Source organism: Mesorhizobium shangrilense, from assembly GCF_028826155.1.
Classification (GTDB): domain Bacteria; phylum Pseudomonadota; class Alphaproteobacteria; order Rhizobiales; family Rhizobiaceae; genus Arvimicrobium; species Arvimicrobium flavum.
The window spans coordinates 2208033-2228435 of the sequence record NZ_JAQGPN010000001.1 but is presented as its reverse complement, the minus strand read 5'-3'; the positions used below and the strand labels follow the sequence as shown (position 1 = coordinate 2228435).

The following is a 20403-nucleotide window of genomic DNA, read 5'->3' as shown; positions in this document are numbered from 1 at the left end:
GGCCGACGCTGTGAGGCTGGGAGGGTTCGAGGCCATGCGGAATGACTGGCGTCGAAGGACGGTGCGGTCATCCGGGTTGCCGGGTCGCGCTAGCGATCATCGAGACGCGGCCGGTTGGCCCTTCGATCCAGAAGCTGCCGTGTTCATCGTCGGCGCAGACCATGAGGTCGTTCCCGGCGATCGCCGGCGACACGCCGCGGTATGTGAAGTGTGGCGGCGGCGTTCCATCCCGGCAGGCGAGGTTGAGAAGCAGCGTCGCCTGGATCGGGGCATGCACCACTAGGCCGTCATGTCCCTCGACATTCACGGCATAGGGGAAGTCATAGTGGATCCGGTGACCGTTGAAGCTGATCGCCGAATACCGGAACAGCAAAGTCGACGACGTCAGGACGGTCCACGACCGATCTACCCTGCGCCGTTGCGGCGCCTCGCCTGCGGTCCCCTTCCCTTCGGCGCGCCCTTTGGGCGCTTCCAGATACACGATGTCGTGGCGCTCCCGCACGGCAGGTCCGCGCTCCGTCAGATAGTCGCGATCCACCGCCACGAACCAGAGTTCGCCCGACCGGCCCTGCTTGCGTGCGATGCCGGCAATGGTCGACGCGCAGCGAACCCGGTCGCCGATCCGCAACGGATCGATGTGCTCCACCCGGCCGCCCGCCCACATGCGGCGCGGCTGCGGCACGGGCGGAAGATCGCGGTTCCTGGCCGGATGGCCGTCCTGTCCGAGTTCCGCCATCGCGACAATGGCCGGCGCGAGGCACCAGTGAATGCCCGGCGGGGCGACGCCGGGCGGCGGCGGCGCCAGATGCGGCTCGAAGATGGCGCGGAAGCTGTCGACCAGCCGCCCCGTGACGATGTCTTCGCTCTCGCTTCTCCGGCCGATCCAGTCGGCAAAATCCGTCATGACGCCGTCTCCCCCCACCGCTCGCGGAAAGCCGCCTGCCGCACGCGTTCAGAACGACATGCCGTTGCCCGAGCGGCGCTGCATCAGGAAATAGAAGGCCATGGCGACGACGCTCATCATCAGCGACCAAAGCAACCCGAGGGCGGCGACTTCGCTGAACTGGCCGTTGATCGCCTGGTCGAAGATCGCCACCGCGATCGTCTTGGTGTCCGGCCCGGCCAGGATGATCGCCGTCGACAGGTCGCGCGACGCGTTGAGGAAGACGAACAGCCAGCCGGCGACGATCGACGGCATCAGCAGCGGGATGACGACCCGGCGCAGCATGACGAGCGGCGACGCACCGCACACCCCCGCCGACTCTTCCAGTTCCTTATGGAGCTGGAGGGCGCCGGTGAACGTATATCGCATGCCGAAGGGCAGATAGTGCACGACGAAGGCGATGACGACGATGGTCAGGGTTGAGTAGAGCGGGATCGGCGAACGAAGCGCCAGATCCATCATCGCCACGCTGAGCACGATCGACGGGATGAGCATCGGCAACGCGATCATCTGGTCGAGCACCGTATGGTACACGCGCCGCCTGGCCACCAGCCAGCCGCAGACCACCGTCAGCATCATCGTCACGGTCGCCGCCGACGCGGACACGATCAGCGTATTGGTGATCAGCTCGAAGTAGCGGTCATCGGAAAGCACCGTGGCAAAGTTCTCCCATGTTAGGGAAGAAAATGCCGCCAGACGTACCGGCCGCACAAAGGGCGTCACCGCGATCCAGAGCAGGGTCAACAGGGGCAGCGCCAGAACGACCATCACGTTCATGATGACGATGGCGCCGCAGATCCACCGCGCCCAGCCGAGCGCAAGTGGCCTCGGCCGGTACCCCTTGCCCGTCACCGTCGCATAGCGCGAGGCGTTCAGGGCCAGCCGGCTGTAGAGGAGCAGGAGCCCGGCGACCAGGACGGTGAGCGCCACCGAGAACGCGCTGGCGTGACCGATTTGCGGCGGCACCGACCGGATACTGTCGTAGATGTCGGTGGTCAGGAGCTTGATGCCGGCCCCGGTTCCGACCAGTTTCGGGATGTCGAAGGCCTGCAGCGAACGGATGAAGATGAACAGCGCGGCCGCAAAGGCCGCCGGCGCCGCGAGTGGGATCGACACACGGCGCATCATCTCGAAGACGCTCGCGCCGCTCATGCGCGCGGCTTCCTCGAGTTCGGCATTTGCCATGCGGAAGCTTGCGGCAAAAAGCAGAAAGGTCAGCGGAATCCAGGCAAAGCCTTCGATGATCACCATGCCGGTCATCGAACTGACGTTGAACAGCATGCCGTCGCCGCCCGCGAGCCGGTAGAGGTCGTTCAGCGGGCCGGTGGGGCCGAGGAAGAACAGCCAGGCCGGCACGTAGATGACGCCCGGAATGCTGAGCGACACGACCGTCATCAGATAGGCGAGATCGCGGAACGGCGCGTTGGTGCGCTCGACGATCCACGCCAGGCCGCCCCCCATCAGGATCGCCAGGACGGTGGACAGGAACGCGAACACGAACGAGTTGATGGTGCTCTGCACGAATTGCCCGGTCGAGAACAGGCGTGCGAAGTTGTCGAGAGTGAAGGCGCCCGCCGAGCCGTCCGGCATCAGTTCGAAAAGACTGTTCCGCACCAGGCTGAAGAACGGCGGCAACACGAGACACGCCACGATCACAACCATCGCCAGCGACAGCAGCCACAACGGGTCCTGATAGCGGGAACGATGCGCGGCCTCCAGAACCGGAGGCCGCGCATCTTGTGCTGAACCATCAACGATGGCTGTCATTTGAACAGCTCGTCGTAGATCTTGAGCCATGTCTTCAGCGGATCCGCTTCCTGCGAAGCGATATCGGGCGCGAGCAGCGTGAACTTGAAGTTTCCGGTGATCGGGCTGATCGACGGTTCCTTTGCAGGCACGTCGGGATGACCCGGAGGATAGTTCGCCTCGCGGATGATCGTCGCCCCTTCCTTTGAGAACATGTACTCGAGGAACAGTTTCGCGGCATTGGGATGAGGCGCGTTCTTGACGATCGAAATTGCGCCGAGATTGGCCGTGAGCGGCTCCATCTTGACCCACGCGATCGGCGCCCCCTTGGCCTTGCTGATCACCGCGTGATGGTTGTAGGTCATCAGGCCGATCTCGTACTGGCCGGCAATTACCTTGTCGATCACGACCCGCTGGTTGCCGGGATCGCGCGCGATCTCCTGCTCGCTGAGCCTGGTCAGGTATTCCATGCCCTTTTCTTCGCCCATGGTCGTCAGCACATTGCCGATGAACCCGGCAGGGCCGGACACGCCGCGCGTATCGGTCCACACCATCTTGCCCTTCCATTTCGGGTCGAGCAGATCATCGTAGGTCTTGGGCGCGTCTTCGGCCTTGACCAGGTCCGTGTTGTAGTTGGTCGTCAGGAAGAGCGTGTAAATGCCTGAGTAGAGTTTGGAATCGGGCTTGAAGATCTTGTCGTAGTTCGCCAGTGCGTCGGGAACATAGGGCTCGATCAGGTTCGCAGCGCCCAAGGGCGGAATGGCCGTGCCGGGCGTATCGAACAGATCGGCTTCCATCTTTCCGGCGCGCGCCTGGCTGGTGACCTTCAGGACGGTATCCGCGTCGCTCGTCGTGGCGTATTTCACCTCGATACCGTATTTGGCGGCGAACCCTTCCGCGAGCGGGCGGACCACCTGCGGCACGATGAGCCCGGTGTACCACACAACCTGCCCTTCGGCCTTGGCCGCATCGATCAACTGCTGCGATGGTTCGGCCTGTGCAGCGGCGCCGGCGACCGAAATCGCCAACGCCGCGCCCGCCAGTTTAAGAATGCCCCGTCTCGTCTGCATGTCTGGTCCCTCCCATTCACGATTTGGCAAGCTCAATGCGCCGAGCCGCAGGCTTTCCGCTGGCTCATGCTGGCTGCATGTTGCTTGCCGGAGCCCGGAATCGTCAAACGACTAAATAGACCGCACCCATGAGGTTTCCTCAAAGGACGGCGGCAGCCGCAAGAGCAATCCGCGTAGCCGATGGCCATCATTTGAAGCCCGCACCGTCGAGGAACGCGGTGAGCGTCGCAGCCACGAGGTCGGGGGCATCGACGGCCATCACATGTCCGGCCCCGAGAGTGGCCAGGCGCGCACCCGGTATCTTGCCGGCCACCTCCGCCACGTGGGCCGACGGGCGATCGACGTCGTTCAGCCCCGCGACCACCAGGGTCGGGCAGGCGATGCTGGCGAGATCCGCTTCGAGGTCGAGCTCGGCCAGCATCCGCCAGGTGGCGGCGTAGCTCGCCGCGTCCCGCGGCGGCGGTCCAGCATCGAAGCTTGTCGGTTCACCGCCGCCGTCGGCCAACAGGGCCTCCCGCTCCAGCCTGGCGATCTTCTCAAGCGTTGCCGTGCGGCGTTCGGGAAGAAGACACGTTGACGGCGCCAGCAGCACGAGCGCGCTTGTTCTTGCGGGACAGCGGGTTGCGAACCGTATCGCAACCGCGGCGCCAACGGCCGCGCCGACCACGGCAACGGGCTTGTCTATCGACAGCGCGTCGAGGAGCGCTTCCAGATCCCCGGCTGGACCATCCACGGACAGCGGTCCGGAGAACCTGCTGGAAAACCCTGCTCCGCGCTGGTCATAGCGCAGCATGCTCCAGCGGCCGCCAATCTTCTCCACGAGCGCATCGTAGCTCTCCAGCGTCCCGCCCATCTCGTGAAGGAAAACGATGGTGCCGGCGGACCGCCGCCGATGGTCGTAGCGAAACCGTGCGCCATTCGCCTCGAGCCACTGCATGTTCACCAGAAGACAGCCCCCTACTTTCCGTTACGCAAGGCACGACACCGGGGCATCGCCGTCAACCGATAGAATCTGAGCAGCGCTTGAGTTCTCTTGGGCCAGCCTGGAACCGCTCGACATGCCCCGCGTGAGATTAGCTCAACCAGGCTTACGGTTAAGTCGGTTGACTGGCAGCGGTGATCCAAGAAGGCTTGCGACCGTGATGAGAGGTTTCCACGCGGGCTAACCTGCGGGGAAAGCGCCCTACCGAATGACAAGAGAGGCGGCCGCCCTTTGAACGACTGGCCGTGACGTGGAACCAATGACAATTGCCGGAATGGCGCCCAGAACAGCATCGGTTATCGGCATCGGCCAGACGGATTGGGTGGGCGATCACGCGCGCGTCAGGTCCGGCGAGAAACCTCACGATTCCAACGGCTATGCCGCGCAAGCTTTTGTATCCGCGCTCGCGGATTCCGGCATCTCCCGCAACGACATCGACGGCCTGATCGTCGGTCCGACCACGGCCTATGAGCGCGTCGGCGAGCTGCTTGGCCTGGACGTGCGCTGGGGCGGACAGGCCGATGCGATGCTGGGAGTGATGGAGGCCTGCCAGGCGATCCATGCCGGCCTGGCCGAGGTCGTTGCCCTCGTCTATGGCAACGATCAGCGCTCCGCCGCGGTCAACTACGGCGGCGCCGACGCCCAGGGCGGCGGCGCGTTTCTTTCATACGTCTATCACGCTCCCTGGGGGTTCACCTCGCAGGGCGCGCTCTATGCGCTGATGGCGCGCCGCTACATGCAGGAGCGCGGCATGAGCCATGCAGAGCTCGGCGAAGTGGCGGTGGCGCAGCGAATGGCGGCCGCGCGCAATCCCGCCGCCCTGATGCGCAAGCCCATCACCATCGACGACTATCTTGCCTCGCCTTTCATCTGCGAGCCACTGCACATTTTCGACTATTGCCTGATCAATGACGGCGGCGTCGCCCTGATCGTCGCCGAGGCGGAGAGAGCCAAGCGTATCGGCCGGGCTCCGGTGGCCATCCACGCGGTTGGGCGACACGACCTCAATCGTGGCGCCACGAGCCTCGAGCCGCGCCTGACCGACTACTACCAGCCCGCGCAGAAGCTGGTCGCCGAGCAGGTGTTCGGCATGGCGTCGCTCGGGCCGGGCGACATGGACGCCTTGCAGATCTACGACAGTTTTTCGCTGCACATCCCGCTGGCGCTCGAAGGCTATGGCTATTGCGGAACCGGCGAGGCCGGAAAGTTCATGCGCGAGCACGGCATCTCGCTCGCCAGGGGACTGCCGCTCAACACCGGCGGCGGCCATCTCTCGGAAAGCTACATGCAGGGCTGGAACCACCAGATCGAAGCCGTGCGGCAGGTTCGCGGTGAAGCCGGCGAACGCCAGGTCCCGAACTGTCGCCATGTCCACTACAGTTCCGACGTCGCCGGCAAGGCCGTCGCGATCATCTACGGACGCTAGAACGATGGCCAACGCGCAACGTATCCTGACACTCTACGACCAACCGATGTGGGAAAGCATCCAGCGGGAAAGGATGGCTCTCCCGAAGTGCTCGCATTGCGGAACGTTCCGCTATCCGCCGGGACCGGTATGCGCAGAATGCAACTCGCTGGACTATGCGTGGACCGAGATCTCCGGAGAGGGAAAAATCCTGTCCTGGGTCGTCTTCCACCGGCAGTACTTCGAGGATCATCCGCCGCCATACAACGTCATAGCGGTGCGGCTTGCCGAAGGCCCGATCGTCGTCTCCAATCTGGTGGGCGGGGAGCCCGAGGGAAGCTGGATCGACCAGCCCGTTACCATCACCTATCGTCCGCATCTCAACCGAACCCAGCACGCCTTCAGCCTGGCGGACCATCCAACCCCAAAGTCGAAACGTGAAGAACATGCATGAGAAGGAAGTAGCCGTCGTCACCAAGCATGGCCGGATGCCGACATTTGCGGTTCGGCCGGATGGAAACGGGCCGTACCCGGTGGTCATCCTGTACATGGACGCCCCGGGGATCCGCGAGGAGCTGCGCGACATGGCGCGGCGCATCGCTGCCCGGGGATATTACTGCGTGCTGCCCGACATGTACTACCGATTGGGCGTCGTCCGTTTCGACCTGCCCCGGCGCGACGAGCGCATGTCGGCGGTGGTAGGCGCCTGCCTGCGCAGTCTCGACAACGATTTCGTCAACGAAGACACGGCCGGTTTGCTGGCGTTCCTCGACGGCGAGGCGGAAGCCAAGTCCGACAAGGTCTCCTGCGTAGGCTTCTGCATGAGCGGCCGCTACGTCGTATCGCTGATGGCCTATTTCGGCGAACGCTTCGCCTCCGCGGCTTCACTCTACGGCGTCGGGCTTGTGACCGAAGACGACGGCTCGCCGCACAAGCTGATGTCGCAGGTGCGGGGCGAACTCTACTTCGGCATAGCGGAAACCGATACGGCCACTCCACCGCAAACCGTCGCCGCGGTGCGATCGGCGCTCGAAGCATCCGGCATCAAGCACGAAATCGAGATTCATCCCGACAGCCACCACGGCTACTGCTTCGCCGCCGGTCGCGCCTACCAGCCGCAGGCTGCGGAAGCGACCTGGGCAAAGATGTTCATGCTTTGGGAACGCACTCTGAGATGAAGATGCAGCGTCCCTATGAAGGTCTCTCCGTGGTCGAGGCCGTGACGGGCGCTCCTTACGGCGCGCTCCGGCTTGCGGCTGCAATGACCGGCCGCATCTTCGCCGACCTGGGCGCGCATGTCGTGCAGGTCATCGACGACAGCGGTCGTTTCGACGCCTCCCCTGCCCCCGAAAATGGCGCGATTGATCGATTCTTGTCGGCACGCAAATCGGTGGTCCGTGGCGACATCTCTAACCCCGAATTCACCTCCCGCCTCCTGCGAGAATCCGACGTGGCCATACTGGACCAACAGGCCCAGCGAGCAATCGGAGCCGACGCACTGCCGAAGCACATCGCGCTTTTGACCCTTTTCAGCGGGCGGCAGGCCGACACCGCGGGTCCAGCCAGCGAGTTCACCATCTCGGCCCTTGGCGGGCTTCTCAATATGGTGGGCGACCCCGATCGGGCGCCGTTGCGGCTCGGAGGACATCAGGAAGCCTACGCCCTCGGTCTCTCCGCGTTCTGCGGCCTCGCCGGGCTTCTGGCGGGTAAGCGAAGCGCGCATGAGGCGCTGACCGTCCGGGCCAGCCTGCTCGACACGGTCGTGTGGTTGAACTGGAAGGCCGTGCCGCTCGACGGCGACGCCCCAATTCCTCCAGGACGCTCCGGACCAGCCGCGGAATGGCAGGTCGTGCGTTGCGCCGACGGATGGGTCGCGCTGGTCTACCAGGAACCCGACTGGCCGCACTTGTGCGACATGGTGGGAGACCACCGCCTGCGCCAGGAAAGATTTGCGACCCGTCAGCACCGCCTCGACAATCTCGTGGAGTTGGCGGAGATCGTCGAATCGGCGTTCCTGTCGCGCACCAGGCAGCAAATCCACCAGCAAGCGTCGTTGCTGCGCTTGCCGCTCGGCCCGGTATGGAACCCCGGCGAGGTCATCGCGGATCCGCACAACGTCGAACGCGCCTTGTTCGAGAAACTTTCCCAGTTCCCCGGTGAATCGCATTCCGTCCACGCTCCCCGACTGCCAGTGCTCTGGAACGGCGTCTCTCTTTCCGCACAGCCCGAGTCAGGGCCGGCGACAATCGCGGTCGGCCAGTCGTGAGTGTACTCCAGGGTTGCCGCATTCTCGATCTCGGGATCATCACCGCCGGAGCGGCCACGTCCGCCATCCTGGCCGACCTCGGCGCCGAAGTGATTAAGATTGAATCTCCGACCTACCGGGATCCGTTTCGCGTCTGGACGGGGAACGGGCCGAATCCCGGTGATCTGCCGCCGCTGTTTCGCGCCACCAACCGCAACAAGCGGGCAATCAGCATCGACCTGAAGCAGGCCAGGGGCCGCGAGGTCATGCTGCGCCTCGTCGCGTCAAGCGATGTCGTCGTGGAGAATTTCCGCCGCGGCGTGCTGCCCAAGCTCGGGCTCTCCTTTGAGGAACTGCGCGCGGCGAACGGAAAGATCGTGCTCGCCTCCGTGTCCAGCCAGGGGGAAACCGGAGCGGACGCGCGGCATGTTTCCTATGGCTCCACGCTGGAGGCCGTCGCGGGATTTGCGTGGGGCACCGGATATGCCGGCGAAGACCCGCTGATCAGCGGCCGCGACGTCAACTATCCCGATCAGGTGGCCGCCGTCTTTGCCGCGGGGATGATCATGGCCGCGCTACGCTCGGTCAACGGCGGCGGCCCCGCCGTCCACCTCGACCTTTCGCAACGCGACCTGACCTCGTTCCTCATCGGCGAGGCGTTCGTCTCCGCATCCGCCGGCAATCCGGGCGGCCGCAAGGGCAATGCGCAGGAGGCGTACTTGCTGCAAGATTGCTTCAAGGCGAGGAACGACGCCTGGATCGCCGTATCAGTCCGCCAAACCGAACTTGCAGCGATCTGTTCTCTTCTTGGCATCGATCCGCAATCGAGCGTTGCCGCGCTGCGGGGGACGCTTGAACGCCATATCGCCTGCATTGGGTCGGAAAGCGCGATCGCGGCTCTGCGTCAGGCCGGCGTGGCGGCCGCGCCGGTCCTCGACGGCGGCGGCATCCTGGGTCTCGAAACTGAATTCTGGTCGCACGCCATCCAGCGCTTCGACGGCAAGATGGTCAAGGGTTTCCCCTTCCAGATCGACGGCCAGCCACTCGGCATCGAACGAGGCGCACCAAGCGTGGGCACGGACACGCAGTCGATCCTGTCCGACGTGGCGGGCTACGACGAGCGCGAAATCGCCGCGCTGGTCGAGGCCGGCGCCATCGAGATCGGGGCTAGCTGAGCGCCAGGCCGGCGGGGCGCTGTTCGGATTTCGCCAGCCAGGCCTCGAACTCGACCACCTGACCCAGTATCCATTCCCGGAATTCGACCAGTCTCGGGTCGCTCTCCGAGTGCTTGGCATAGGTCAGGTAGTAGGCGTTGCCGTTGTCGTGGACGAAATCGATCGGCGTCACCAGGCGTCCAGCCACCAGGTCCTCCGCAATCAGGGATACCTGGCCGATGGCGATGCCGATGCCTTCGATCGCCGCCTGATAGGCGAGGCTCGAGCTTTCGAAATGCAGTCCACGTTGGTCGTCGATGCTTTGGCCACCGGCGGCGTCGAGCCAGTCGCGCCAGTCGTCGGGACGGGCCATGGACCGAAGCAAGGTGGCTTCCGCCAGCATCTCCACGGTCATCTTTCCGCCCATAGCAGCGACGTAGGCCGGGCTGCAGACCGGGATCAGCGCACTGCCGGCAAGCCGATGCGCAACCAGGTCCGGCCAGTCGCCCTTGCCCATCTGGATGACGACATCGACATCCCCCAGATAGAGCAGGTTGGCGGGGATCGGCAAAAGCGTGGTCGTCAGTTGGATTTCCCGCGTCGGGTAGAGGCGATGGAACAGCGGGAGGCGCGGCATCAGCCACCGCAGCGTGAACGTCATCGGGCAATGAATGCGCATTGAGCGCGCGCGATGCGCGGTCAGCAGCCGCTTGGTCGCGCGGTTGATCTGCTCGAAGGCGTCGCCGAGCGCGATCGCATATTCCCGCGTTTCGTCGGGAATCCGCAGGTCGCGGCTCGTGCGTTCGAACAGCTCCAATCCCAGCACGTCTTCAAGCAACTTTATCTGACGGCTGATGGCGCCGGGGGTGACGAACAACTCTTCGGCAGCCTTGGTAAAGCTGACGTGGCGTCCCGCGGCTTCAAAGGCGCGCAGCGCATTCAGCGGAGGGAGTCGTTTTGACATGCCTATCCTTGAGAATTGCTCATTTGAACATTCCGAATGGTCAATTGACCGCTGGCGCGAATTCGACTTCTTTAGGCGCGCGGTTGTTGTCGATGTTGACGCAATTCGGGTTGTCGATCAACTGTTGTAGCTGCGATTCTTACATCCCTTCGTAACAGCCGCAGAGTCGCTAGGCTTCCATCGCCACGTCCGGGTAAACGGCTGTATTGTTGACTTTTTCGAATGATGGAAGACGGCGAACGATGAAACTTTACGGGTCGTCCAGATCGCCTTATGTCCGCAAGGTTCTGATCGCCGCCCACGAGACGGGAACGATCGACGACATCGTGCTGGAGCCTGTGGTCGTCAGCACGCTGACATCCAATCACACGCTGCTCGACGTCACCCCGCTCAGCCAGATTCCGGCTCTTGCCCTGGACGATGGCTCCGTCCTTTACGATTCGGCGGTCATCTGTCGCCACCTCGATCTCATTCTCGGAACCGGCGCTTTGCATCCGCGCGATCCCGCGGCGGAGATTGCCATGATGCGGCGGTTGGCGCTGGGAGACGGCCTCATCGCGCTGCTTATGGCCCTGCTGTCGGAATACAGCCGACGCCAGCCAGGGCATTCGGAGAGGCGCATCGACGTCATCCGGCATAAACTGCCGCGCATCTTCACCACGCTGGACGACGACGCTGCGGCCATGACGCGGGCGCCGTTCGACATGGCGCAAATCTCCATTGTCGCTGCACTTTGCTACCTGGATTTCCGTCTTCAGGAGGAAGCGACGTGGCGCGTTCGGTTTCCGGCTCTGGCGCGCTGGTTCGAAGAGATCGGCAAGCGGCCTTCGGTTGTTGCGACAACATATTTCGATGAACAGGCCCTCTTGAAGGCGGGGCAGGCAGAGAAAACAGGGACAACATGAGCATCAATGGCATGGCCTACATTGTCGGCGCCTACGAACATCCTACCCGCAAGGCCCCCGACAAATCCGTTGCCCAACTCCATGCCGAGGTCGCGCTCGGCGCGCTGGCGGATGCCGGATTGAGCAAGGATGACGTCGACGGCTATTTCTGCGGCGGCGATGCGCCCGGCACCGGTCCGCTTTCGCTGGTCGAGTACATGAACCTCAAGGTACGCCATGCCGATTCCACCAACATCGGCGGCTCCTCCTACATCCTCCATGTCAATCATGCCGCCCAGGCGATCGCCGCAGGCAAATGTGATGTCGCGCTGATCACGCTCGCTGGACGCCCGCGCAGCGAGAGCCTGCAAAAGGGTCCGCCTCAGCGCACCGACAACCCCGTCCAGCCGGACTTCCCCTGGGAACAGGCCTTCGGCATGACGACGCTTAATGCCTATGCGATGTGCGCGATGCGGCACATGCATGAATTCGGTACGACCAGCGACCAGCTGGCCTGGGTGAAGGTGGCCGCCTCGCACCACGCGCAGCACAATCCGAACGCAATGCTGCGTGACGTCGTCACCGTCGAGGACGTGGCGAATTCGCCGGTGGTCGCCGATCCCTTGCGACGCCTGGATTGCTGCGTCATAAGCGACGGCGGCGGCGCGGTGATCGTGACCCGGCCCGAGATAGCCCGCAGCCTCAAGCGTCCGTTGGTGAAAGTGCGCGGCGCCGGCGAGGCGATCAAGCACCTATCAGGCGGCGACGTCGACCTGACCTATTCCGCCGGGGCGCGCAGCGGCCCGCTTGCCTTCACCGAGGCCGGGTTGAAGCCCACCGATATCAAGTATGTCTCGCTCTACGACAGCTTCACCATGACCGTGATCATCCAGCTGGAGGACCTCGGCTTCTGCCGGAAGGGCGAAGGCGGCCGGTTCGTCGCCGACGGCAACCTGATTTCCGGCGTCGGCAGGCTGCCCTTCAACACCGATGGCGGCGGGCTGTGCAACAACCATCCCAACCATCGAGGCGGGATGACCAAGATCATCGAGGCGGTTCGTCAATTGCGTGGCGAGGCGCATCCGGCCGTACAGGTTGCCAATTGCGACCTGGCGCTGGCGCACGGCACCGGCGGCCTTCTCGGCACGCGGCACGGATCGGCGACACTCATCATGGAGCGGGAGTAGAAATCGATGTCAGTCTTGTCCAGTTCGCTCCACCACCATCCGGAAACGCAACCCTTCTGGTCCGCGCTCGGCGAACGACGTTTCCTGTTCAAAGCCTGCCGCGGCTGCGGCCGAGCCCATTGGTATCCGCGCGCCATCTGCCCCTTCTGCGATAGCCCGGACACGGAATGGCGGAACGCCAGCGGTCGGGGCGTCATCTATTCCTACAGCATCATGCGCGTGGCGAAGCCGCCCTATGCCATCGCTTACGTGACGCTCGAAGAGGGGCCTACGATGATGACCAACATCGTCGACAGCGACCTCGAGGCGATCGCAATTGGCAAGCCTGTGGAGGTCGCCATCCGAAAGACGACCGACGACGAAAGTCTGCCGATGTTCAAGCTGGCCTGACGCGGCGCAGGTTTTCGCGCGATCGCGGCGTTGGCTCGCCACGATCGCCGGACGATTTCTCACGCGCCCTTGCCGAAACTTCGGTTGCTCACGGCGGCAGGCGGTCCAATGGTCCGATGCAAGATCCAAGGAAGAGGAAAGATTGCGATGCCTGCACCTATCTCCCGCACCCTGGCCGAGTTTGCGGCGAATCTGAAGTTCGAAGAGCTTCCCGCAATCGCGGTCGAGGCGATCAACATAGGCATGACGGATACGGTCGGCGTCATGATGTCGGGCATCGGCACGTCCGTATCCACAATCGCGCTGGAGGCGATCGGGACACGCGGCAACACGGGCGACGCGAGCATCTTTCTCGGCCAGGAACGCGCTTCGACGGTCGATGCGGCGCTGGTCAATTCGGCCACCACGACGAGCGTGGTCTATGACGACGTCGCCTTCTCGGGATGCCACACCAGCACGATCCTGATGCCGGCGCTCATCGCCGAAGCCGAAGCGGCGGGCGCATCCGGACGCGACGTGGTGCGCGGCTACGCGGCAGGATACGAAGCCTGGGCGCGGCTGTCCGAACGCGACCCGGACTCCTATGCCGGCAAGGGCTGGCATGCGACGGCTGCTTTCGGCCCTACGGCCGCCGCCATCGCAGTGTGCAGCCTGCACGGCTACGACACGGAGACGACGCTGCGGGCGATCAGCATCGCAGCTGCAATGCCTGGCGGCATCACCGCAAGCTTCGACACGGATGTCGGCCCCTTCCAGGTAGGGCGCGGGTCCGCCGCCGGCGTATTGGCTGCGCGCCTGGCCAAGGCCGGGATGACGGCGCCCGAAGATGGCCTGGAACGGTCGGGGCGCGGCATGCTTGTCGCGCTGTCGCCGAAAGGAGCAGTCGATCTCGACACGCCCATCACCGACCTCGGCAAGGCATGGCGCCTCGAGACCGTCGGCATAAACATCAAGCAGTACCCGTTCGGCAACATGAACCAGCGCGCCATCGACGGCGCCATCGATCTGGTCAAGCAGCACGACGTTTCACCCGATGCCGTGGAACATGTCGACGTGCTCATCAGCGAAGCGCAATACGCCGTCGTCTCGAAGTCGCCGTCGACCATCAACTTCGTGCCGAGCCATAGCATCCAGCTCGCCGTCGCCGGTGCGATCGTCAACCGCCAGGGCACGTTCGAGGAGTTGTCGGAGGCATTCTACAGCCGGCCGGAGGTGCGGGCCCTGATGAAGGTGATCAGGCCGGCGACCGACAAGACGATCCCGGCCGATACCCAGCCCAACCTGGGATACAGCGGCGGCATCCGCATCCACCTGAAGAACGGGACGATGCTTGAAAGCCCGAGCGTGCCTTATGCGCGGGGGCACTGGACGCGGCGCATGAGCGAGGACGAGCTGTGGACCAAGTTCGCAGCCTGCTCGCGAGCCCAGCTCGACGAACCGAAGGCCCGGCGTCTGTTTGATCGGCTGCTGCATTTGCAGGACGTCAGGAAAGTCGCAGAGCTCGCGGCCTGAGCCCGCCAGTCCCGGACATCAGAAAGCGCGGGCCGGATCACCGGCCCGCGCTTTTTTTCCACAAGGTCGTGGTTCTACTCCTGTCCGATCATCCCCGGCTGGTGAGCTGCGGCCACTTCCCATGGCACGCCGAGCGCGGCCGTCTTGGGGAACTCGATCAGAACCTCGGCTCCGATCTCGAAGGCGGTTTCCGGCTCCGTGTTGACCTGGAAGATCCGGTCGCCGACTTTGACGTTGTAGCGGATCATGTTGCCCAGGAAGCCGCTCAGCGTGACCACCCCTTTCAGGCGGTTGACGCCCGGCTTGTCGGAGACGCACATCGCCTTGAGGTCGATCGACTCCGGACGGATCGATACCGCGATCTCCTGCCCTGCCGGCAGTCTCTTCTTCAATGCGCAGTCGATTTCCTGCCCGCCCTCGATCACCACGGCGCCGAGCCCGCTGTCGTCGGCTTCCCTCAGCACCGTGCCCCGCACGAGGTTGGTGGCTCCGACAAAGCCCGCCACGAACGCGTTTGTCGGGCGGTTGTAGATATCGCGGGGCGGCCCCATCTGCACGACCCTGCCCTTGTCGATGACCGCCACCAGATCGGACATTTCGAGCGCTTCGGTCTGGTCGTGCGTCACATAGATCGTCGTGATGCCCACCTGCTGCTGCAGCCGCTTCAGTTCGGTCCGCATCTCGTCGCGTAAAGTGGCGTCGAGATTGGAAAGCGGCTCGTCCAGCAGCAACAGCTTGGGTTGGCGCACGATCGCCCTGGCCAGCGCCACCCGCTGCTGCTGGCCGCCCGAAAGCCGCGTCGACGATCGCGACTGGAACCCGTCGAGACCGACGCGCCTCAGGGCGTCGCCAACCATGCTGGCCGTTTCGGATTTGCTATATCTGCGATCCTTCGAGACACGCAGGGGGAACGCCACGTTTTCGAAGACGGTCATGTGCGGCCAGATCGCGTAGGACTGGAAGACCATGCCGACGTTTCTCCGGTTGAGGGGAACGGCCACGCCGCGCGCGCTGTCGAACAGGACCTCGCTGCCCAGGCGGATGACGCCGCGATCAGGACGCTCGAGACCCGCGATGCATCGCAACGTCGTCGTCTTGCCGCAGCCGCTGGGGCCTAGAAGGGTGAAGAAGGTCCCCGGCTCCAGCGAGAACGTCGCCTCGTGGATGCCGCCGGCGATGCTGTCGTCGGTGACCGCGTAGATTTTGCTGAGGCCGGTCACCTCCAGCGTCGATGTCGATGCCTTGTTCATTTCCTTCCCCTTTTTGTTCCCTGCCGCTGGCTCGACAATCGCCGCGCGGTGGCCGGGTCGGCCTCCGCCCGGCTGGCGTCAGGCGTCGTCCCGCGGAATGCGCGCGGTGACGTCCATCGCCCCCTCTGCCCTATGCAAAATGCAGCGGCGCGGCTGTAAGCTCTTGCAGCGCCGCACGCGTCAGTCCCTCGACCATGTCGAGGACGACAAATCCCCCCCGCGATATGTCGAGCACGGCAAGGTCGGTGTAGACACGCGTGACAGCCTGCGACGCCGTCAATGGATAGCTGCAGCGTTCCACCAGCTTGGCTTCGCCGTCCTTCGTCGTGTGGGCTGTCATGACCCATAGATTGCGGGCGCCCACCGAAAGATCCATCGCGCCGCCCACTGCCGGCACGCGATCGTTGAGGGAAGTCGTCCAGTTGGCCAGGTCCCCGTTCTGCCCGACTTCGAAGGCGCCCAGGACGCAGAGGTCTAGATGGCCGCCGCGTATCATCGCGAAGCTGTCGGCATGATGGAAGAGCGCAGCGCCGGTAACCAGCGTGACGTTTTCCTTGCCGGCGTTCACCAGCCAAGTATCGACCTCGTCGGGGGTCGGGATCGGACCCATGCCAAGAATGCCGTTCTCGGAATGAAGGACGACTTCCCGGTCCTGCGGAATGTGATCGGCAACCAGCGTCGGCAGGCCAATGCCCAGATTCACATACCATCCCTCCGGGATGTCGGAGGCGACGCGCTTGGCGATTTCGCCCTTGTCCCATGCCCGATAGGTCTGCCCCGCGGTCATTTCTTGCCTCCTTGCACGGCTGCCACCTTGGCGACGGGCGGGTCGCCGCAGGGCACGTGAACGACACGGTTCACAAAGATGCCAGGCGTGACGACATCGTCCGGGAGAATGCTCCCTAGTGGAACCAGGTGCTGCGCCTGCACGATCGTCAGCCGCCCGGCCATCGCCATGATCGGGTTAAAGTTCCGGCCGCTGCCGCGATAGGTGAGATTGCCCCAGCGATCCGCGTTCCAGGCTTCGATTATGGCGACGTCCGCGGTAAGCGCTTGTTCCATCAGGTAGGTGCGGCCATTGAAGACCCTCGTCTCCTTGCCCTCGGCAAGCTGCGTCCCGACGGCGGTCGGCGTATAGAACGCGGGTATGCCAGCGCCGCCCGCCCGAATGCGTTCGGCCAGCGTGCCCTGGGGCACCACCTCAAGCTCGATCTTGCCGGCTCGGTAGAGCGTGTCGAAGGTCGAGGAGCCGCGTGGAAAGCTGCAGATCATCTTGCTGACGCAGCCTCTCCCGATCAGCCGCCCCAGTCCCAGTTCGGGTTCGAAACCAGCGTTGTTGGCAATGACCGTGAGGTTCCTGACCCCGCTGTCGCCCAACGCGTCCAGCAGCACATTCGGCTGGCCCACCGCACCAAAGCCGCCGACGAGCACCGACGCACCGTCGGCGATGCCCGACAGCGCTTGTGCGACGTCCTCCACATGCTTGTCGATCATCCCGCGTTCCAACTCTTCTGATAACCGGAACAGTCCGTCATCCTTCGCCCCCCCGCGAAGATCGCTGCTACTTTCCGACATAGTTCGGCTTGCGCTTCTCCTGGAAGGCGCGCCGCCCTTCGATGCGGTCTTCGGTGTCGCGTAGCACCCCCCAGACAAGCCGCTCCAGCCGGACGGCCTGGTCGATCGGCAGCGCGCCGCCGTCGGCGACAAGCCGCTTGATCGCACGGACCGACAACGGCGCATTCGAGGCGATCCTGTGAGCCAGGGATTGTGCTTCGGCGAGGAGACTGTCGACAGACACGATGCGGCTTATGAGGCCGAGACGCAAGGCTTCCGTCGCGTCGACCATGTCGCCCGTGAGCAGCATCAGCATGGCGTCGCTGGCGCCGATGGTGCGCGGCAGGCGCTGCGTTCCGCCGGCTCCCGGAATGGTGCCGACCTTGACCTCGGGAAGTCCGAAGCGGGCATGCGGCGCAGCAATGCGGATATCGCAGGCAAGTGCGATCTCAAGACCTCCGCCCAGCGCATAGCCATTGATTGCGCAGATGAGCGGCTTCTCCCTGGGCATGGCGGCAACGAAACTGTCGTCGCCCGCTCCGAAAGCCTTGCCCGCATAGCTTTCGGCCGGCGGCATCGTCTTCAGATCCGCGCCTGCCGAAAATGCCTTCTCGCCGGCGCCCGTCACCACGGCGGCGCGGATTGCGGGATCGGTATCGATGCGATGCCAAACGGCGCGCAACTCCGCCTCGGTCTCGGGGTCGATCGCATTCATCGCCTCGCGACGGTCGAGCGTCACCGTCGCCACATTCCCCTCTATCGAGAAACCTACCGTACCCACCTGCCGGCCCCTGCACACACGTTTCGAATTTAGCCGGACGGTAGAAATGGTCGGTCGCAGCGTCAAACGACTAATCCAGGACGCCGCTTGACTTTTCCTCACTCGTTGACCCAGGGCAATCAGACGTGGCCGCGCATATCCTTGAGTTTCGGTCGAGCAGGTTTCACCCGAGGCCGCGATCCTTCAGAAAGCCGACGATCGTCCGCTCCACCAGCTGCGGCGTCTCGATAGCCATGTAGTGGGTGGTGTCGATTGCAATCAGCCGCGCACCGGGAATCCTGTCTGCAACGTCCGAGACGTGCTCTGGCGGACGCGCGGCGTCGCGCATTGCCGCCGCCACCAGCGTCGGGCAGGCAATCCTGGAGAAGAGGTGGCTCATTTCGAGATCGGCCAGCATGCGCCAGATCGCGCACAATCCCATCGGGTCGGAGGTCAGCCGCAGGACCGCGAAGCGCGCCGGCGCGTTCGACGGCGCATCGGCGAATGCGGCGCGCACGCCGGCGCGCTCGATCGCCTCGATGCGGCGCAGGGCGGCGACACGCTTTGCTCCCCTGAGGTCTGTCGCCGGGGCCAGCATCAGCAGCGCGGCGATGCGGGACGGATAGAGCGCGGCGAAGGCAGCGGCGACGGCTGCGCCAACTGCAACGCCCGCCACAGCGACAGGCTGGCGGATTCCCAGCGCGTCGAGAAGGCCTGCAAGGTCCGCGGCAAGCTGCTCGATCGTTACCGGTCCCGGAACCTTCTCCGACAGGCCGACACCGCGCTGGTCGTAGCGCAGAACCGACGCGAATTCACTCAGCGGCCCGACGACATCGTCCCAGCTCTCCAGCGTGCCGCCCATTTCATGGATGAGCACGACGGTCAGGCGCGGGCCTGTGGTGAGGTCGTAACGCAGTTGAACGCCATTTGCCTCGATCCATCGGGCAGTCATGTCGGAATGGCCCGTTTCATCAGCGGCTGTTTTTGCGGCTTGATCCGCGCCGGGGTCAAACGAGTTAAGGGAACGCGCGAGTGACGTGCGATCAACCGTTACTCAGAAGGAGCCGGCGCCGATCGTTGAGCAGGCCTCAATCGCTCCTTTGCTTAACTCGTTTGACCAGAAGCAATTCCACGCATCATTTTCCGCCACGGAAGCATCCTCCCAGACGACCCGCCTGCAGGGGCCGAAAACGTCATTTTCCACTCCTTCCGGCCCCTGCAGGCTCCAGTGATGACCGCGCCGGAATGAAACATCAGCAGAACGGAACGATCGCCGCCGAGGTTACCGAGACGGCGCGTCTGAGACGCCAGGCCAGCGCCGTGCGCGACCGCAGTTGGGGCAAGGCAATCAGCTATTCGCGCAAGGTGTTCATTCCGCTCACCACGATGTGCCGCAACACCTGTGGTTATTGCGCCTTCGTGAAGCATCCCGACGATCCGGGTGCGAACTACCTGTCGCCGGACGAAGTCCTGGAAATCGCGCTGCAGGGCGAGCAGCTCGGCTGCAAGGAGGCGCTGTTCTCCCTCGGCGAGCGACCGGAGCGGCGCTACGAGGAGTCGCGCGAAGCCCTTCGTCGCCTCGGCTACAGCACCACGATCGACTATCTGGTCGACGCCTGCCGGCTGGTTCTCGCCCGCACCTCTCTCATTCCGCATGTCAACGCCGGCGCGCTGAGCGAAGCCGAGATTGCGCGACTGCGTGAGGTTGCCGGCTCCATGGGCATGATGCTGGAGACGACGTCCAGGCGGCTGATGAAGCGTGGGATGGCGCACCACGCCTGCCCGGACAAGTCGCCGGCGCTGAGACTGCGCACCATCGAGGCGGCGGGCCGGCTCGGCGTGCCCTTCACCACCGGCATCCTGATCGGCATCGGCGAGACGTTCGACGAGCGTATCGAAAGCCTGGTCGCCATCGACCGCATCCACCAGCGCTACGGCAACGTGCAGGAAGTGATCGTCCAGAATTTTCGCGCCAAGCCGGGCACCGCGATGGCCGGATGGAGCGAGCCGACGCACGAGGACATGCTGCGGACCCTGGCGATGGCGCGGCTCGTCCTCGACCCGTCGATCAGCCTGCAGGCGCCGCCCAATCTCGACGACGCCTTCGATGACTATATCGGCTCGGGCATCAACGATTGGGGCGGCATCTCGCCACTGACCATCGACCACATCAACCCTGAGCGCGCCTGGCCCGAGCTCGCAGAGCTCTCCCGCCGTACAGCGGCGCAAGGCTACCGGCTGGTGGAACGGCTCACCGTCTATCCCGCCTTCCTCACCGCCGCCTCGCCGCTTGCCGCCGCTTTGTCGCGCCATGCCGCGGCCGATGGCTTCGCGCGCCACCAGATCGTGAGCTGATC

At 64.3% G+C, this 20403-nt stretch carries 20 protein-coding genes; 10 read left to right on the top strand and 10 right to left on the bottom strand.

Translation table 11 applies throughout. The features are described from left to right. Window positions 1–67: 67 nt before the first annotated feature. From PD284_RS10855 to PD284_RS10840, 4 genes are all read right to left on the bottom strand, one after another. A complete protein-coding gene (locus PD284_RS10855) occupies window positions 68–904 on the bottom strand; it encodes an HTD2 family dehydratase (protein ID WP_274628213.1) in 837 nt (278 codons plus the stop codon). Window positions 905–952: 48 nt separating this feature from the next. Further along, the gene (locus tag PD284_RS10850; RefSeq protein ID WP_274628212.1) at window positions 953–2710 is read right to left on the bottom strand and encodes an ABC transporter permease; all 1758 of its coding nucleotides are present in this window, start codon (window positions 2708–2710) and stop codon (window positions 953–955) included. Continuing rightward, window positions 2707–3759 carry an ABC transporter substrate-binding protein gene (locus PD284_RS10845; protein WP_274628211.1) on the bottom strand — a complete coding sequence of 351 codons (1053 nt, stop codon included), beginning with the start codon at window positions 3757–3759 and terminating at the stop codon, window positions 2707–2709. Before PD284_RS10845 ends, PD284_RS10850 begins: the two co-directional genes overlap by 4 nt. 187 nt (window positions 3760–3946) lie before the next feature. After that, window positions 3947–4696: an alpha/beta fold hydrolase gene (locus PD284_RS10840; RefSeq protein WP_274630602.1), complete on the bottom strand. Its 750-nt coding sequence runs from the start codon at window positions 4694–4696 to the stop codon at window positions 3947–3949. Between the two features lie 319 nt (window positions 4697–5015). Between PD284_RS10840 and PD284_RS10835 the strand changes: the two genes are divergently transcribed. From PD284_RS10835 to PD284_RS10815, 5 genes are all read left to right on the top strand, one after another. After that, window positions 5016–6167, top strand: coding sequence for a thiolase family protein (locus PD284_RS10835; protein ID WP_274628210.1), 1152 nt, complete (start codon window positions 5016–5018; stop codon window positions 6165–6167). A 4-nt stretch (window positions 6168–6171) separates the two neighbouring features. Continuing rightward, window positions 6172–6600, top strand: a complete 429-nt coding sequence (locus PD284_RS10830; protein WP_274628209.1) for a Zn-ribbon domain-containing OB-fold protein — start codon at window positions 6172–6174, stop codon at window positions 6598–6600. Beyond that, window positions 6593–7324 carry a dienelactone hydrolase family protein gene (locus PD284_RS10825; RefSeq protein WP_274628208.1) on the top strand — a complete coding sequence of 244 codons (732 nt, stop codon included), beginning with the start codon at window positions 6593–6595 and terminating at the stop codon, window positions 7322–7324. Before PD284_RS10830 ends, PD284_RS10825 begins: the two co-directional genes overlap by 8 nt. 83 nt (window positions 7325–7407) lie before the next feature. Next, complete coding sequence (locus tag PD284_RS10820) at window positions 7408–8412, top strand: CoA transferase (RefSeq protein WP_274628207.1); 1005 nt, start codon at window positions 7408–7410, stop codon at window positions 8410–8412. Continuing rightward, on the top strand, window positions 8409–9566 hold the full coding sequence (locus PD284_RS10815) for a CaiB/BaiF CoA transferase family protein (protein ID WP_274628206.1): 1158 nt from the start codon (window positions 8409–8411) through the stop codon (window positions 9564–9566). Before PD284_RS10820 ends, PD284_RS10815 begins: the two co-directional genes overlap by 4 nt. Here the strand turns inward: PD284_RS10815 and gcvA are convergent. Then, entirely contained in the window at window positions 9559–10509 is a 951-nt protein-coding gene (gene gcvA, locus PD284_RS10810; protein WP_274628205.1) for a transcriptional regulator GcvA, read from the bottom strand. The two genes, PD284_RS10815 and gcvA, sit on opposite strands and share 8 nt — an antisense overlap. A 242-nt stretch (window positions 10510–10751) precedes the next feature. Here gcvA and PD284_RS10805 point away from each other — a divergent pair, with 242 nt between their 5' ends. From PD284_RS10805 to PD284_RS10790, 4 genes are all read left to right on the top strand, one after another. Continuing rightward, window positions 10752–11414, top strand: a complete 663-nt coding sequence (locus PD284_RS10805; protein ID WP_274628204.1) for a glutathione S-transferase family protein — start codon at window positions 10752–10754, stop codon at window positions 11412–11414. Then, complete coding sequence (locus PD284_RS10800; RefSeq protein WP_274628203.1) at window positions 11411–12580, top strand: thiolase domain-containing protein; 1170 nt, start codon at window positions 11411–11413, stop codon at window positions 12578–12580. The genes PD284_RS10805 and PD284_RS10800 overlap by 4 nt, the downstream gene beginning before the upstream one ends. A gap of 6 nt (window positions 12581–12586) precedes the next feature. Continuing rightward, window positions 12587–12970: a Zn-ribbon domain-containing OB-fold protein gene (locus PD284_RS10795; RefSeq protein WP_274628202.1), complete on the top strand. Its 384-nt coding sequence runs from the start codon at window positions 12587–12589 to the stop codon at window positions 12968–12970. A gap of 147 nt (window positions 12971–13117) precedes the next feature. Beyond that, on the top strand, window positions 13118–14482 hold the full coding sequence (locus tag PD284_RS10790; protein WP_274628201.1) for an MmgE/PrpD family protein: 1365 nt from the start codon (window positions 13118–13120) through the stop codon (window positions 14480–14482). 74 nt (window positions 14483–14556) lie between these two features. On the opposite strand, the gene PD284_RS10785 is transcribed toward PD284_RS10790, so the two are convergent. From PD284_RS10785 to PD284_RS10765, 5 genes are all read right to left on the bottom strand, one after another. Continuing rightward, on the bottom strand, window positions 14557–15732 hold the full coding sequence (locus PD284_RS10785) for an ABC transporter ATP-binding protein (protein ID WP_274628200.1): 1176 nt from the start codon (window positions 15730–15732) through the stop codon (window positions 14557–14559). A gap of 130 nt (window positions 15733–15862) precedes the next feature. After that, window positions 15863–16519 (bottom strand): 3-oxoacid CoA-transferase subunit B, encoded by a 657-nt coding sequence (locus PD284_RS10780; protein ID WP_274628199.1) that lies wholly within the window; start codon window positions 16517–16519, stop codon window positions 15863–15865. Next, window positions 16516–17223, bottom strand: a complete 708-nt coding sequence (locus tag PD284_RS10775) for a CoA transferase subunit A (RefSeq protein WP_274630601.1) — start codon at window positions 17221–17223, stop codon at window positions 16516–16518. The genes PD284_RS10780 and PD284_RS10775 overlap by 4 nt, the downstream gene beginning before the upstream one ends. 70 nt (window positions 17224–17293) lie before the next feature. Then, a complete protein-coding gene (locus tag PD284_RS10770; protein WP_274628198.1) occupies window positions 17294–18067 on the bottom strand; it encodes an enoyl-CoA hydratase/isomerase family protein in 774 nt (257 codons plus the stop codon). 163 nt (window positions 18068–18230) lie between these two features. After that, a complete protein-coding gene (locus PD284_RS10765) occupies window positions 18231–18998 on the bottom strand; it encodes an alpha/beta fold hydrolase (protein WP_274628197.1) in 768 nt (255 codons plus the stop codon). Between the two features lie 293 nt (window positions 18999–19291). Between PD284_RS10765 and cofG the strand changes: the two genes are divergently transcribed. Further along, window positions 19292–20401, top strand: a complete 1110-nt coding sequence (gene cofG, locus PD284_RS10760; RefSeq protein ID WP_274628196.1) for a 7,8-didemethyl-8-hydroxy-5-deazariboflavin synthase CofG — start codon at window positions 19292–19294, stop codon at window positions 20399–20401. Window positions 20402–20403: the final 2 nt, after the last annotated feature.

Excerpts from the sequence above, each read along its gene's own strand:
- PD284_RS10855 (WP_274628213.1), bottom strand. The coding sequence starts at position 904 with ATGACGGATTTTGCCGACTGGATCGGCCGGAGAAGCGAGAGCGAAGAC.
- PD284_RS10850 (WP_274628212.1), bottom strand. The coding sequence starts at position 2,710 with ATGACAGCCATCGTTGATGGTTCAGCACAAGATGCGCGGCCTCCGGTT.
- PD284_RS10845 (WP_274628211.1), bottom strand. The coding sequence starts at position 3,759 with ATGCAGACGAGACGGGGCATTCTTAAACTGGCGGGCGCGGCGTTGGCG.
- PD284_RS10840 (WP_274630602.1), bottom strand. The coding sequence starts at position 4,696 with ATGCAGTGGCTCGAGGCGAATGGCGCACGGTTTCGCTACGACCATCGG.
- PD284_RS10835 (WP_274628210.1), top strand. The coding sequence starts at position 5,016 with ATGGCGCCCAGAACAGCATCGGTTATCGGCATCGGCCAGACGGATTGG.
- PD284_RS10830 (WP_274628209.1), top strand. The coding sequence starts at position 6,172 with ATGGCCAACGCGCAACGTATCCTGACACTCTACGACCAACCGATGTGG.
- PD284_RS10825 (WP_274628208.1), top strand. The coding sequence starts at position 6,593 with ATGCATGAGAAGGAAGTAGCCGTCGTCACCAAGCATGGCCGGATGCCG.
- PD284_RS10820 (WP_274628207.1), top strand. The coding sequence starts at position 7,408 with ATGACCGGCCGCATCTTCGCCGACCTGGGCGCGCATGTCGTGCAGGTC.
- gcvA (WP_274628205.1), bottom strand. The coding sequence starts at position 10,509 with ATGTCAAAACGACTCCCTCCGCTGAATGCGCTGCGCGCCTTTGAAGCC.
- PD284_RS10805 (WP_274628204.1), top strand. The coding sequence starts at position 10,752 with ATGAAACTTTACGGGTCGTCCAGATCGCCTTATGTCCGCAAGGTTCTG.
- PD284_RS10800 (WP_274628203.1), top strand. The coding sequence starts at position 11,411 with ATGAGCATCAATGGCATGGCCTACATTGTCGGCGCCTACGAACATCCT.
- PD284_RS10795 (WP_274628202.1), top strand. The coding sequence starts at position 12,587 with ATGTCAGTCTTGTCCAGTTCGCTCCACCACCATCCGGAAACGCAACCC.
- PD284_RS10790 (WP_274628201.1), top strand. The coding sequence starts at position 13,118 with ATGCCTGCACCTATCTCCCGCACCCTGGCCGAGTTTGCGGCGAATCTG.
- PD284_RS10785 (WP_274628200.1), bottom strand. The coding sequence starts at position 15,732 with ATGAACAAGGCATCGACATCGACGCTGGAGGTGACCGGCCTCAGCAAA.
- PD284_RS10780 (WP_274628199.1), bottom strand. The coding sequence starts at position 16,519 with ATGACCGCGGGGCAGACCTATCGGGCATGGGACAAGGGCGAAATCGCC.
- PD284_RS10765 (WP_274628197.1), bottom strand. The coding sequence starts at position 18,998 with ATGACTGCCCGATGGATCGAGGCAAATGGCGTTCAACTGCGTTACGAC.
- cofG (WP_274628196.1), top strand. The coding sequence starts at position 19,292 with ATGAAACATCAGCAGAACGGAACGATCGCCGCCGAGGTTACCGAGACG.